General features: G+C 67.8%; 13 protein-coding genes. 8 read left to right on the forward strand and 5 right to left on the reverse strand.

Annotation, left to right across the window (positions count from 1 at the left end; all coding sequences use genetic code 11):
• Positions 1–128: 128 nt before the first annotated feature.
• Complete coding sequence (locus LT974_RS00745; protein ID WP_232588667.1) at positions 129–1,964, reverse strand: ribosome biogenesis/translation initiation ATPase RLI; 1,836 nt, start codon at positions 1,962–1,964, stop codon at positions 129–131.
• 2 nt (positions 1,965–1,966) lie between these two features.
• Positions 1,967–2,266, reverse strand: coding sequence for an EMC6-like membrane protein (locus LT974_RS00750; protein WP_232588669.1), 300 nt, complete (start codon positions 2,264–2,266; stop codon positions 1,967–1,969).
• A gap of 120 nt (positions 2,267–2,386) precedes the next feature.
• Here LT974_RS00750 and LT974_RS00755 point away from each other — a divergent pair, with 120 nt between their 5' ends.
• Complete coding sequence (locus LT974_RS00755; RefSeq protein WP_232588672.1) at positions 2,387–2,665, forward strand: MarR family transcriptional regulator; 279 nt, start codon at positions 2,387–2,389, stop codon at positions 2,663–2,665.
• Between the two features lie 19 nt (positions 2,666–2,684).
• On the opposite strand, the gene LT974_RS00760 is transcribed toward LT974_RS00755, so the two are convergent.
• Positions 2,685–3,455 (reverse strand): hypothetical protein, encoded by a 771-nt coding sequence (locus LT974_RS00760; protein ID WP_232588674.1) that lies wholly within the window; start codon positions 3,453–3,455, stop codon positions 2,685–2,687.
• Between the two features lie 55 nt (positions 3,456–3,510).
• A complete protein-coding gene (locus LT974_RS00765) occupies positions 3,511–5,358 on the reverse strand; it encodes a PINc/VapC family ATPase (protein WP_232588676.1) in 1,848 nt (615 codons plus the stop codon).
• A gap of 135 nt (positions 5,359–5,493) precedes the next feature.
• Between LT974_RS00765 and LT974_RS00770 the strand changes: the two genes are divergently transcribed.
• From LT974_RS00770 to LT974_RS00795, 7 genes are all read left to right on the forward strand, one after another.
• Complete coding sequence (locus LT974_RS00770; protein WP_232588679.1) at positions 5,494–6,618, forward strand: M20 family metallopeptidase; 1,125 nt, start codon at positions 5,494–5,496, stop codon at positions 6,616–6,618.
• Positions 6,619–6,684: 66 nt separating this feature from the next.
• On the forward strand, positions 6,685–8,196 hold the full coding sequence (locus LT974_RS00775; RefSeq protein ID WP_232588682.1) for a carboxypeptidase M32: 1,512 nt from the start codon (positions 6,685–6,687) through the stop codon (positions 8,194–8,196).
• Positions 8,197–8,287: 91 nt separating this feature from the next.
• Positions 8,288–9,328, forward strand: a complete 1,041-nt coding sequence (locus LT974_RS00780; RefSeq protein WP_232588685.1) for a zinc-dependent alcohol dehydrogenase family protein — start codon at positions 8,288–8,290, stop codon at positions 9,326–9,328.
• A 63-nt stretch (positions 9,329–9,391) separates the two neighbouring features.
• The gene (locus LT974_RS00785) at positions 9,392–9,568 is read left to right on the forward strand and encodes an HVO_0416 family zinc finger protein (protein WP_169793377.1); all 177 of its coding nucleotides are present in this window, start codon (positions 9,392–9,394) and stop codon (positions 9,566–9,568) included.
• 68 nt (positions 9,569–9,636) lie between these two features.
• Positions 9,637–9,795 carry a DUF7563 family protein gene (locus LT974_RS18005; RefSeq protein WP_169793378.1) on the forward strand — a complete coding sequence of 53 codons (159 nt, stop codon included), beginning with the start codon at positions 9,637–9,639 and terminating at the stop codon, positions 9,793–9,795.
• 70 nt (positions 9,796–9,865) lie between these two features.
• The gene (locus LT974_RS00790; RefSeq protein ID WP_232588688.1) at positions 9,866–11,695 is read left to right on the forward strand and encodes a UvrD-helicase domain-containing protein; all 1,830 of its coding nucleotides are present in this window, start codon (positions 9,866–9,868) and stop codon (positions 11,693–11,695) included.
• The gene (locus LT974_RS00795; RefSeq protein WP_232588691.1) at positions 11,696–12,721 is read left to right on the forward strand and encodes a M24 family metallopeptidase; all 1,026 of its coding nucleotides are present in this window, start codon (positions 11,696–11,698) and stop codon (positions 12,719–12,721) included.
• Here LT974_RS00795 and LT974_RS00800 read toward each other — a convergent pair.
• A complete protein-coding gene (locus LT974_RS00800) occupies positions 12,715–12,951 on the reverse strand; it encodes a DUF7533 family protein (protein ID WP_232588692.1) in 237 nt (78 codons plus the stop codon). The genes LT974_RS00795 and LT974_RS00800 overlap by 7 nt on opposite strands.
• Positions 12,952–13,246 lie beyond the last annotated feature (295 nt).

Raw genomic sequence — 13,246 nt, forward strand, 5'->3', positions numbered from 1 at the left:
CGGCTGTCCGGCCCGAACAGGCGACTCAGCGCGTGAGCACTCGTCGAATCCTATCGGGGACGAACTGCGCGCGGCGACGACTCGCGCAAAAACCTGCTCCAAAAAACCGCAAGCGGCGCGCCGGCGCGCTACTCGGTGGTGTAGTAGTATTCGCCTTCGCGCTTCTGTTGCTTGTCGAGTTGGCTGCCGGGCTTGTTGATGCGCGGGCGGCCGAGGTTCTCGTCGCGGCGGAAGGTGACGTCGAGGTTCGCGAGGAACTCGTTCATGCCCGAGCGCATCGGCTGCGGCGTGGACGCGCGGCCGTGTTCGGCGGGCTCGCCGTCGAACACCATCAGGCGGTCGCTCACGAGGTCGATCATATAGATGTCGTGGTCGATGACCATCACGGTGGTCTCGCGGTTCTCCGCGAACCGCCGGATGGCGCGGGTCGCGAGCACGCGCTGCTCGACGTCGAGGTGCGCGCTCGGCTCGTCCAGCAGGTAGAGGTCGGCGTCCTTCGAGAGCGTCGCGGCGATGGCGACGCGCTGGCGCTCCCCGCCGGAGAGGTCCGTGAGGTTCTGTTCGAGAATCGGGTCCAGTTGGAGCGGGTCGCCGATTTCCGTGTTCCAGTAGCTCGTGCCGAAGTCGTCGGTAATCGAGGAGAGGAACGCGTCCACGCGGATGTGCTGGTCGGCCTCGACGTACTGGGGCTTGTACGCGATGTCCAGGCCGACGTCGAGGTCCGCGCCCGCCTCGCCGTCGACGGTCGTCGGGTCGAGGTCGCCCGCGAGCAGTTGGGCGAACGTGGACTTCCCGATGCCGTTCGGGCCGACGACACCCAGCACTTCGTTGCTGTGGATGTCGCCGCCGTCGACCGTGAGCGTGAACTCGCCCTCGCCGTAGGACTTCGTGAGGTCCGGATAGGAGACCAGCGTCTCCTCGCGGGAGGCCTCCCGTGGCGCGTGCTCCTCGAACGTGATGGCCTCCGGCCGGATGCGCATGTTCTCGTTGTCGAGGTACCCCTTCAGGTACTCGTTGATGCCGTTGCGCACGCTCTTCGGCGGCGTGACGACGCCGTACACCGAGGGTTCACCGTACGCGACGTGGATGGAGTCCGCGAGCAGGTCCAGCACGGCGAGGTCGTGCTCGACGACGAGCACGGCCTTGTCCTCTTCTTCGGCGAGTTCGCGGACGATGCGCGCCGCGGTGACGCGCTGGCCGATGTCGAGGTACGGCGTGAGCTCGTCCACGAAGTAGAAGTCCGCGTCGCGGGCGAGCGTCGCCGCGAGCGCGACTCGCTGGAGCTCGCCGCCCGAGAGCGAGTCGATGGACTGGTCGATGACCGGGCGAATCGAGAGCCGGTCGACCAGGTCATCGAGGACGCCGCGCTCGTCCGTGCGTTCGAGCAGTTCCCGGGTGGTGCCGTCGAACTGGTCGGGAATCTGGTCGACGTACTGGGGTTTGCGCGCGACCTCGATGTCGCCGGCGCGGACGGCTTCGAGGTAGTCCTGGAGTTCCGTGCCGCGGTACTCGTCGACGACCTCGTCCCACGACGGTTCGTCCTCGTGGCGGCCGAGGTTCGGCGTGATTTCGCCGGCGAGAATCTTCACCGCGGTGGACTTCCCGATGCCGTTCGGGCCGAGCAGGCCCGTGACCTTCCCGGACTCGGGGACCGGGAGGCCGTACAGCGAGAACGCGTTCTCGCCGTAGCGGTGGGTGGGCTCGTCCTCGAGCTCCTGCGGGAGGTTGATGATTTCGATGGCGTCGAAGGGACACTTCTCGACGCAGATGCCGCAGGTCTCCCCGAGACAGATTTCCTCGGAGATACGAATCTGGTCGGGGTCGCCGTCCTCGGCCTCCTCCCCGCGGAGCGTGATGCACTCCTTGCCCGTCCGGTTGGGCGGGCAGTAGTTCGAGCACTCGTAGTTACAACGGTCGGGCTGGCACCTGTCCAGGTCCACGACCGCGATGCTGTCCTCGGCCATCGTTAGAAGGTGATGCCTTCGGAGAGCAGTACGCCCCACGTGATGAACCAGAGGGCGAACGACATGAAGCCGACGTAGAGGTGGTCTTTCGCCGAGAAGTCGGTGACGTCGACGCCGGCGACGCGCATCAGCCCGAGTTCGACGGCGACCACGGCGAGCAACACGAGCAGCCCCGTGCGGCTGGTCGCGTCGGCGACGACCGCCTCCGAGGCGAACGCCGCGACGACGCCGCCGAGGGTGGCGATTGTGGTCACCTTCAGGCTGCGCCGGTGGGCAGCCGTCGGGTCCACGGTTTCTGTCATACCCACACGTCCGGGAGCCGCGGTCAAAAGGTGTTCGCTTGCAGCACGGCCGCTTCCGCCGTCGGTGGTCCGTGGGAGCGTCTCCCGCACTTTTAAGCTCGTGGAGTGTTTCGAAACGTAATGATGGCTGAAGACGACAGTGTGCTGGAGGGCCTCCCGCCGAGTGCCAAGCTCGTCTACAAGGTGCTCGAGTACGACGGCCCCCTCACGCAGAAGCGAATCGTCGAGGAAACCATGCTCTCCGCGCGCACCGTCCGGTACGCGCTCGAACGGCTCGAAGACCGCGGCGTCGTCGACGAGGACATCTACTTCGCCGACGCTCGCCAGAGCCTCTACCAGTTGACTCGCGAGAAGGAAAGCGAGGACGCGGCTGCGGACGCCGACGCCGAAGCCGCCTGATTCACGCCCACGAAGCGGCCTACTTCTCGACCTGTATGGTTCGACTACCGCCGTCGCTGCCCCAGGTGTAGTTCACGCGCTCCTCGTTCTCGCCGTAGATTGGAACCCGCAGTTCCAGTCGACCGGTCGCGTCCGGTTGGACCGTGACGGCCTCTAGCCCCCACCCGCTGATGGATTCTGAGGTCGCCGCTGCCCGGAATGTCCCAGGGCTGCCACCGCTGTTCTTGACGGTCACCGTGACCGTGGTGTGGCTACCGGACTGCACGGACTCCGGGGCTGCCACGTCGGTCACCGAGAACTCGGGTGGGTCCGAGAGGAACGCCAGCTGTTCGGCATCGAGCGCGGCGTCCCCGTCCGACCCGCTCGCGGCGTCGACGGGCTCCGGTAGTTCGTAGGACACCACCCTGCGGTCGTCGGTGTCCCGCCGGGAGAAGACAGCATCGGCTCCCGTGCTGCCCGGAAGCTCGTCGGCTGGCTCGTGAGACTCTCCGTCGAGTACGAGCGACGGTGGCTCACCGTCACCGACGAGCGCGAACACGAAGACGGGACCGTCGCCGGTCACCGTGTAGGCGTTGTAGTGCGCGCCGGCGTACAGGTAGGTGAACGAGCGGTCGATCCAGACGTCGCTGTCCACGGGAGCCGCGGTGGTCGCGTGAGTAGTCGAATCCGTTGTCGTCCCGCTCGCCGACCGCCCCGTCGTACTGGTTGTCGCGTCGTCCCCACTGGTACAGCCAGCGACGACTACCGTGGAGAGACTGGCAGCAGCGGCGAGAACCTCGCGGCGTTGCATGGCGTTATCGACTGGGCGGATCGGTAAGTGCTTTCAGTGGATGGCCCCAGCGAAGTCACTCGTTCGGCACGACCGTAATCGTCCGCTCGCGGTCGATGGCGCGCTCTAGTTCCTCAGCGATGGCCGACCCCCGCGAGACCTGGATGTCGCCGCCGCGGCCGACCGTCGCCGTGAACAGATACTCGCCGTCGGCCTGCACTTCGACGGTCTCGCCCGCGCGGTCGCCGGACAGCGGCAGGATGATGTGCCGGGACGTGACCTCCGGGGTCACGATTTGGCCGGCCTCCTGTTCGTTGCTCCCGCCGCCCGAGGTCTCGGTGGTGCGTTCGCCGAGCGTGCGCACGTCGATGTTGATGCCGAGGCGGTCCTCGATGTCCGAGATACGGCCGCCGCCCTTCCCGATGACGTGGCTGATTTCGTCCTCGGAGACGTACACCACGGCCTCGTTCGGGCCGCGGATGTCCACCTCGACGGGGCCGCGGGTCGCGGACTGAATCTCGCGTTCGACCTCCTGTTTCGCGAGTTTGTCCACGCCGGATTCGGGGGCCTCCTCGGTCTCCTCGAGGGGGACCGTGACGACCTGGCGGTTGAACGTGTAAATCTCGTAGGCGGGCGTCCCGGTCGCGAAGTCCTTGACCTGGATGACCGGGCGCGCGAGGTCCTCCTCCATGAGCCCCTCCGGCACCTTCACCTCCGTCGTCACGTCGTAGACGGTCTCCACGTCGCCCTCCTCGATGTAGACGACGGTGTCCACGATTTGCGGAATCATGCCGAGTTCGACGCGGCCGACGAGCCGCTGGAGCGCGTCGATGGGGCGGGTGGCGTGCACGACGCCGACCATGCCGACGCCAGCAAGGCGCATGTCCGCGAACACCTCGAAGTCGTCGGTCTTCCGGACCTCGTCGTAGATGGTGTAGTCCGGCCGCACCATCAGCAGGGAGTCGGCGGTCTTGGACATCTCGCCGCCCAGTTCCGTGTACTGGGTGACCTCCTTGCCGACCTGCAGGTCGCGGGGCTTCTCCATCGTCTTCACGACGTTGTCGTGCTCGGAGAGGAACTCCGCGACGGCCTGCGCGAACGTCGACTTCCCGGCACCCGGCGCGCCCGCGATGAGCACGCCGCGGTCCCGTTCGAGCAGCCGCTCGCGGAGCTCGTCGGCGTGCTCGTAGTCCTCCATCGTCGTCTTCACGATGGGGCGCACGGCGGTGATTTCGACGGCCTCCGAGAACGGCGGCCGCGAGATGGCGATGCGCATGTCCCGCACCTGCGCGATGGTCATCCCCTCCTCGGAGAGCTCCACGAACGCGTCGTCGGCGCGCTTCGCGGTCGTAATCACTTCGTTGGCGTACTCCTCGACGGTCTCGCGGTCGATTTCCTCCTCGCTTGCGGGCTGGTATTCGATTTCGCCGACCTCGCCGCGCTTGACCATCGGCACCATCTCCTCTTTGAGGTGGACGCTCATCGTGAGCTCGTCGAAGTACTGCTCCAGGCCGAGCTCGCCGAGTTCGCGCTCGAGCGGTTCGAGGTACTCCACGTCGATGCCCTTCCCCTTTGCGACCTCGGCCTGCACGATGTCGCTGGTGAGCAGGCGCGCGTCGTGGGCCATCGCTACGTCCCGGATGATGGCGTCGATGGCGCCCGCCGCCGCCCGCTGGATGTCCTCCTCGCCGGCGCGCTCGCCGACGTACTTGATGCTGATTTTGCCGTCGTCCGCGAGTTCGACGAGCCGCTGGAGCTCCTCCAGGGCGTCCCACCCGGTCTGTCGGCCGCTGTTCGCCTGCGCTTCGACCTCGCCGACGACCGCCTCCGGAATGTAGACGGTGTCGCCGTCGTACTCGCCGTCCTCGACCCGCTGAGAGATGCGGCCGTCGACGACGACGCTCGTGTCGGGCACGATGTTCATGTTACCTCGGCGTAGTCGCGGCGTACTGATAAGGGTACTTGCCTCGGCCCGCTGCCGTCCCCGTGCGGGCCGTGATTCTCGGGAATCTCGCTCCCGCCGAAGCCGACTAACCCCTCGAACGCGTCGGGCCGCGTGATGGGCGAACTCCGCGACCTCACCGAATGCCTCGTCTCGATTCCGAGCCACGACGACGAGACCGCCGCCGGCGACGCCATCGCGTCGTGGCTCCGCGAGGAGACCGACGCCGACGTGGAGCGCGACGACGTCGGGAACGTCCTCGCGTGGCGCAACCCCGAGGCCGACGGCGACAGTCTCGCGCTCGTCGGCCACCACGACGTCGTGCCGCCGGACGAATCACAGATGGAAGACGGCGTCGCGACGGAGTCGCAACGAGACGGAGGCGGTGAAACCGCCGCTGGCGACTACGTGATTTTCGAGGACGAGGGCCGCCTCTACGGCCGCGGCACGGCGGACATGAAGGGAGCGGTCGCGGCGATGCTGCTGGCGTTCCGGGACGCCGACCCCGACGGCCCGCTCGCGTTCGCGTCGTTCGTCGGCGAGGAGTTGGGCGGCGTGGGCGTCCAGCAGGCCATCGACGAGGGGTTCGCACCCGACTACGCCGTCGTCGGCGAGGGGTCGACGGGGTACTCCGCGCCCGGCGTGCTGGACGTCGCGGTCGCGCACAAGGGCCGCCGCGCGAGCACCGTCACGGCGGCCGGCGAGGCCGCGCACGCCAGCGAGGTCGAATCGGGGAAGAACGCTGTCTACCGTGCCTGCGACGCGGTGGACGTGCTCCGCGACCTCGACGCGCCCGACGCCGACGTGCTCGGCCAGCACCTTGCGGGGAGTCTTGCAGTCACGGAAATCGAGGGCGGAACGGCGTGGAACGTGATTCCCGAGTCCTGCGAGGTCACGGTCGACGAGCGTGCGGTCCCGGGCGAGCGCGCGGACCTCGAACGCGTCGAAGCCGTCGACGGCGTCTCGTGGACGGTGGACCAGGACCTCCCGCCGATGGCCTGCGACGACCCCGGGTTCGCCGACAGCGTGCTCGACGTCGTGCAGACCGTACAGGATGGCGCTGGCGAGCACGTCGCCAAGCCCCACGCGACGGACGCGGGCTGGCTCGCGGCCGCAGGGACGACGTGTCTAATCTGCGGGCCGGCCGAACCGGGCGAGGCGCACACGGCCGACGAGAGCGTCTCGTTGGACGTGCTCGCGCGGTGTCGTCGGGTGTATGCAGACGTCGCGGGAGCGTGGTAGACCGCAGGGAGACCACGCAGCTCCGGGAGGGCAATCCTGATAGGCCACGCCGCGTACGCCTAGGGTATGTCGACGCAGGCCTCCGAGGAGACGCCCGACGCCTACGCGGCGCTCCTCGACCACTACGAACAGATTTCGAACGTCAACGACGCCAACAGCCTGCTCTCCTGGGACCAGGAAGTGATGATGCCGGAGGGCGGCACGCCCGCCCGCTCGAAGCAGAAGTCCGCGCTCTCCGAACTCTCCCACGACCTGCTCACCGAGGACAAGGTCGGCGAATGGCTGGACGAACTCGAGGATGCGGACCTCGACGACGAGCAGGCCGCCGTCGTCCGCGAGATTCGACGCGAGTACGAGCGCGCCGACCGCGTGCCCAGCGAGCTCGTCGCGGAAATTTCGGAGACGACCTCCGAGGCGCTCCCGAAGTGGAAAGAAGCGAAGGAAGCGGACGACTTCTCGGTGTTCGCGTCGATTCTCGAAGACCTCGTGGAACTCAAGAAGGAGTACGCCGAGCACATCGACCCCGACGCCGACGCCTACGAGGTGTTGTTCGCGGACTACGAGCCGTACCTCGACCTCGACACCGCCGAGCGCGTGCTCGAACGCCTCCGTGAGGAACTCGTCCCGCTCATCGAGGACGTTCGCGAGAGCGACGTCGAACTCGCCGACCCCTTCCAGAGCGAGTTCGACGTCGACACGCAGGAGGAACTGGCGCGGGACGTGCTCGACACGCTCGGCTACGACTTCGAGCACGGCCGCCTCGACACCGCGCCGCACCCGTTCTCGACGGGCAACCAGTTCGACGCCCGCGTCACCACGCGGTTCAGCGAGGACGACCCCGTGGACGCCCTGATGAGCACGATTCACGAGTTCGGGCACGCCCGCTACACGCTCGGCCTCCCCCGCGAGGAGTACGGGAATCCGCTCGGCGAGTCCCGCGACCTCACCGTTCACGAGTCACAGAGCCGCCTCTGGGAGAACCACGTCGGACGCTCCCGCGTCTTCTGGGAGAAGTTCCTGCCTGCGATGAAGGAGCGCTTCCCGCAAATCGAGGACGCCACGCCGGAGGAGGCCTACGAGGCCGCCAACGAGGTGTACGAGGACAACCTCATCCGGGTCGAGGCGGACGAACTCACCTACCACATGCATATCATCGTGCGCTTCGAAATCGAGCGCGAACTCATCGAGGGCGACCTCGACGTCGAGGACGTGCCCGAGCGCTGGAACGACAAGTACGAGGAGTACCTCGGCGTCCGCCCGGAGACGGACGCGGAGGGCTGCCTGCAGGACATCCACTGGAGCCACGGCTCGTTCGGTTACTTCCCGACGTACTCGCTGGGGAGCGTGCTCGCTGCCCAGATTTACGACGCCCTCGAAGCCGACGTCGGCGACGTCGACGAGAAAGTCCGGAACGGGAACTTCGACGTCATCGCCGACTGGCTCGAAGAGAACGTCCACCAGCACGGCGCGAAGTACACCACGCCCGAACTCGTCGAGGAGGCGACCGGCGAGGCGTACAACGCCGACCACTTCGTGGACTACGTCACCGAGAAGTACACCGAGCTGTACGACCTGTAGCGGCACTCGCCGCGCCTGTGACGAGCGCCGATTCCGGCGAGACCGTCGCCGGCCGGGTGGCTTTTTCCGCGCTCCGCACTCAGTCGTAGCCATGCGTGCAGCAACCTACCAGGGTCCCGGCGACATCACCGTCGAGGACGTCCCGAAGCCCGAAGTCGAGTCGCCAAGCGACGCCGTCGTCCGCGTCACACACACCGCCGTCTGCGGGTCGGACCTCTGGTTCTACCGCGGGGAGAGCGACCGCGAGGAGGGGTCGCGCGTCGGCCACGAGCCGATGGGCATCGTCGAAGCTGTCGGCGACGACGTGACCTCCGTCGAGCCCGGCGACCGCGTGCTCGCGCCGTTCGCGATTAGCTGCGGGGAGTGCGAGTTCTGCCGGAAGGGCCTGTACACGTCCTGCGTGGCCGAGGAGTCGTGGAGCGGCGAGAACGGCGGCGGGCAGGGCGAGTACGTGAAGTGCCCGTACGCGGACGGCACGCTCGTCCGGGTGCCGGACCGCTACGCCGACGACGAGGAGACGCTCGAAGCGCTGCTGCCGCTGACGGACGTGATGGGGACGGGCCACCACGCCGCGGTCAGCGCGGGCGTCGGCGAGGGCGACACCGCCGTCGTCATCGGAGACGGCGCAGTCGGGCTCTGTGGCGTGCTCGCCGCCCAGCGCCTCGGCGCCGAGCGCATCATCGCGATGGGCCACCACGAGGAACGCCTCGAACTCGCCGAGGAGTTCGGCGCGACGGACACCATCGCCGCCCGGGGCGAGGAGGCCATCGAGCGTGCGACGGAACTCACGCACGGCGGCGCGAACCACGTCATGGAGTGCGTCGGTGCGGCGTCCGCGATGGACACGGCCATCGCCATCGCGCGGCCCGGCGGGACGGTCGGCTACGTCGGCGTGCCGTACGGCGTCACCGAGGAAGGGCTGGACGTGTTCACGATGTTCAGCGACAACATCACGCTGAACGGCGGCGTCGCGCCGGTGCGTGCGTACGCGGAGGAACTGATGGACGACGTCTTGCAGGGAACGCTGGACCCGTCGCCCATCTTCACGAAGACCGTTGGCCTCGACGACGTGGACGAGGGCTACCGCGCGATGGACGAGCGCGAAGCCATCAAGGTGCTCGTGAAGACCTGACGTTGTCCGTGGCTGTCACCTCGATAGATTCAAGTGGTGGTATGACATAGCGTACCACGTATCATGTCGAGCGCATCGACGCCGGACGACGACTCGCTTCTGGACGAATTCCTCGAAGACCGCGGCCACGAGACACAGACGTGGGAGGAGAGCTACAACAAGAAGCAGTGTCCGGAGTGCGGTGGGCTCCACGACGGCAACGCGCGAACCTGTACAGTGTGTGGCTGGTCGCCCGCGTAGTCGGTCAGCCCCTTCCTTCGACGGCCAGCACACCTAAGACGAACCCCGAGAAAGGTTGGCGTGAAGTCATGCCGGAGTGCCAGAACTGTGGGTCGTTCGTGACCGACGCGTACGCGAGAGTGTTCACGCCGAACGAACAAGGCGCCCCGCGCGTGTGTCCCAACTGCGAGGACAAGATTCGCGACGGCGCGGAAGTACGGGAGGCGAGGTCTACTCGCCGGACGTAGCTCCTCCGTCCTGTCTGTGTAGCGGAGAATTTCAAGCGGTTTATACCGTTTCGGTTCCTCTAGTTGTCTAATGACGGACTCGGAGCCGGAAGTCACGCGGCTGTTCGGTGGTCCGGGGAGCGGGAAGACGACCGCGCTCCTCGACCACGTCGAGGAAATTCTTGAGGACGACGGCGTAGACGTACGCGACATTCTCGTCGTCTCGTACACGCGTGCCGCAGCGGCCGAGGTCCGCGAACGGCTCGCCGAGCGACTCGACATCAACCCGCGCTCGCTGCGCGGGAACGTCGCCACGATGCACGCCAAAGCGTACGAACTGCTCGGGCTGTCGCGTGGCGACGTTGTCGGCGAGGACGCCAAAGAGGAGTTCTGCGAGGAGTACGGCATCCCCTTCGAGGACGAGTACTCCTCGGGGTCGCGGCGCACCGCGCGCTCGACCACGCTCGGGAACAAGGTCATCGCGACCTCCCAGTGGCTCCAGCGAACCAGCCGCGACGTCGCCGACTGGTACGACGTCCCGTTCCGCTGGAACGACGAGGAAGTGCGGCTCCCGCCGGAGATCGACGAGAACGCGCAGGTCGGCAACAAGTACACGCCGACGTGGCCGTCCAGCGACGAGCGCTACGACATCCCCGAGGCGATTCGGGCGTGGCGCGCGTACAAGGGCGAGAACGAGCTCGTCGGGTTCGCGGACATGCTCGAACGCGTCCAGCAGCGCTCGCTGCTCCCCGACGTCGACTACCTCGTCATCGACGAGTTCCAGGACATCACCAGCCTCCAGTACGACGTCTACGAGGAGTGGCGGCCGCACATGGAGCGCGTGCTCATCGCGGGCGACGACGACCAGGTCGTCTACGCGTGGCAGGGCGCCGACCCCGAACTCCTCCTGAACACGAAGGTCACCGACGACGTCGTGCTCCCGAACTCCTACCGACTGCCCTCTGAAGTGCTGAAGATCGTCCAACAGGAGATTAGCCACATCGAGACCCGCCAGGAGAAGGACCTCGAACCCCGCAAGGAGGGCGGCAGCGTCGAGGCCGTCGAGAGCCCGTCGATGCTGGACCTCGTGCGGAACGTCCGCCGCACCGTCGAGGGCTCCGAGGACGAGACCGTGATGGTGCTGTTCCGCGCGCGCTACCAGCTGTTCGACTTCGTCGACGAGTTCATCGGCGAGGGCATCCCGTTCAAGGCGCTGACCGACCAGCGGCTGTGGACGGACCGCCTCCAGCAGTACATCTCCGCGGTCGAAGCCCTCGAAAACGACGACCCCGTCGACGGCCTGCAGGCCCGCCGCCTGATGGACATGCTGCAGGACTCGGCGTTCGGCACCCGCGAGCGCAACGACCTCCGGGAAGCCATCGACGAGGCCCAGGGCGAGGACACCGACCTCACGGAGCTCACGTTCACCGCGGAGTTCATCCGCGACTACGTGCCGTTCGTGCCCGGCCCCTCGGCCGCCGCGGACATGCTCCGGAAGGTCACGCGCTACCAGCGCCGCAGCATCGACGCGTACTTCCAGGGCGACTACCGCGGCATGGACCCCGACCGCGTGCGCGTCGGCACCATCCACTCCGCGAAGGGTCGCGAGGCCGACCACGTCTTCGTCTCGACGGACCTCACCGAGAAGGTCGTCGAGCAGATGGCCGCGACCGCCGACCCCGAGGACGTGCCGGAGGACATGGAGTTCACCTCGAAAACCAGTCCAGTCCCGATTCTGACGGACAACGAGCGCCGCGTGTTCTACGTCGGCATGAGCCGGGCCCGCGAACGCCTCGTGCTCCTCCAGAACCTCATCAACGGCGCGCCGACGCTCCCCATCGACGTACTGTTGTACGGCGAGCAGACCGGGCGGTCCCTCGACGAGGCCCTCGAAGCCGATACCCCCGTTCACCTCCCGTGAATGCGGCCCGCGGTTCTCGACAGCGCGCTCGCCGATGCGAGCGCTGACGCCTTCGTTTTCGTCGGCCCGGCCGGTGACCCGCTCGTTCGCGCCCTGAGCGATGCCGCTCTCCCGTGTCGTGCGGCCGTCGTCTACGCCGGCCGCGTCGCCGTCGTCCCCGAGCGCCCGCTCCCCGACTACGTCTCCGTCCACGACGACGCAACCGTCCTCGACCCCGCGGCGACGCCCGCCGAGCGCCTCCCCGGCCTCGTCGGGGACTCGGTGTTAGCGCCGCGGACGCTCCCGCACGACGCCGCGCTCTACCTCGACAACGCGGGCGTGAACGTTTCTTCGACGGACGCCCACCTGCGAGCGCGCGAGCGGAAGACCGGCGGCGAACTCGCCGCGCTGCGCGACGCGCAGGCCGCCGCCGAGGACGGGATGGCGGCTGCCGCCGCACTCCTCGCCAACGCTGCTGGCGACCCGCTCGCGGACGACGCGGGCGACGTGACTGCCGAGCGCGTGCGCCGCATCGCGAACGCGGCGATGGCGCAGGCCGGCGCGAACCCCGAAACCGTCGTCGCCGCAGACGGGCCGATTGCCGCCAGCGACCCCGTCCCGATTCGCGTCACCCCACAAATCGACGGCTACCACGGCTGGCTCGCGCGCACGTTCGTCGCGGACAGCGACGGTGGCTGGGAGCGCCGCGCGACGCTCGCCGGCGAGTACGCCGTCGACGCCGGCATCGACATCGTGGACGTCGGCGAGACGACCGTCGACGCAGCCGCCGACGAAGTCACCGCAGAACTCGGCTCGTACGGCTTCCAACCGACCGCCGGCACTGGCACTGTTCACGGCGTCGGCCTCGAACGCCGCGAACTCCCCGCCGGCGACGACGTCATCGAGCCGGGCGCGGTGCTGACGGTGCGCGCGGAACTGGACGGCGAGAAGACGGTGTGGGTCGCGGACCTCGGGGTCGCCACCGACGACGGCGTCGAGCGAGTCGGCGACTTCCCGCGCTCGGTCGTCCCGAAGCCCGACTACTGATTCTCGTCGTCCGGCTCTTCGACGACCGCGTCCGTGGCCTTCTGCGCGGCGAGAATCGGCACGTCCGTCGGCATCGTCACGTACTGCTCGAAGGCGACGATGCCCGCGGCGAATCCGAGGAACACCCAGCCCGTGGAGTCGCCCGCGAGCAGCGTTTCGACGCCGAACAGCGCGGCTGGCGCGGCGAACGCCACCGCGACGGCCAGCGAGACGGCGTCGAGGAGCTTCATAGCTGTTCGTGGGCACTCGGCGCACATAAGCCCGTCCGCCCGGCGGTGTTCAGATAAGGACTGAAACTGGCTTGATGTGCTCGCCGATACAGCCGGTAATCCTGGCGGTCGCCGGGAGAGCAACGCTCTCCCGAGGCCTCGGAAATCGGAGATTTCCGGCGGATTGAAAGGGCGAGGCGTCTCGGCGAACCCCGGCGACACAAGCACGTGAGCGACCAGCGGGAGCGAACGCGCGCAGCGAGCCGCGGGAGCCGAGACAGCCGAGGGCTTTCAGCTGTTCCCCACAACTCTGCTG

The organism is Halobacterium noricense, from assembly GCF_021233435.1.
GTDB classification, from domain to species: Archaea; Halobacteriota; Halobacteria; order Halobacteriales; family Halobacteriaceae; genus Halobacterium; species Halobacterium noricense.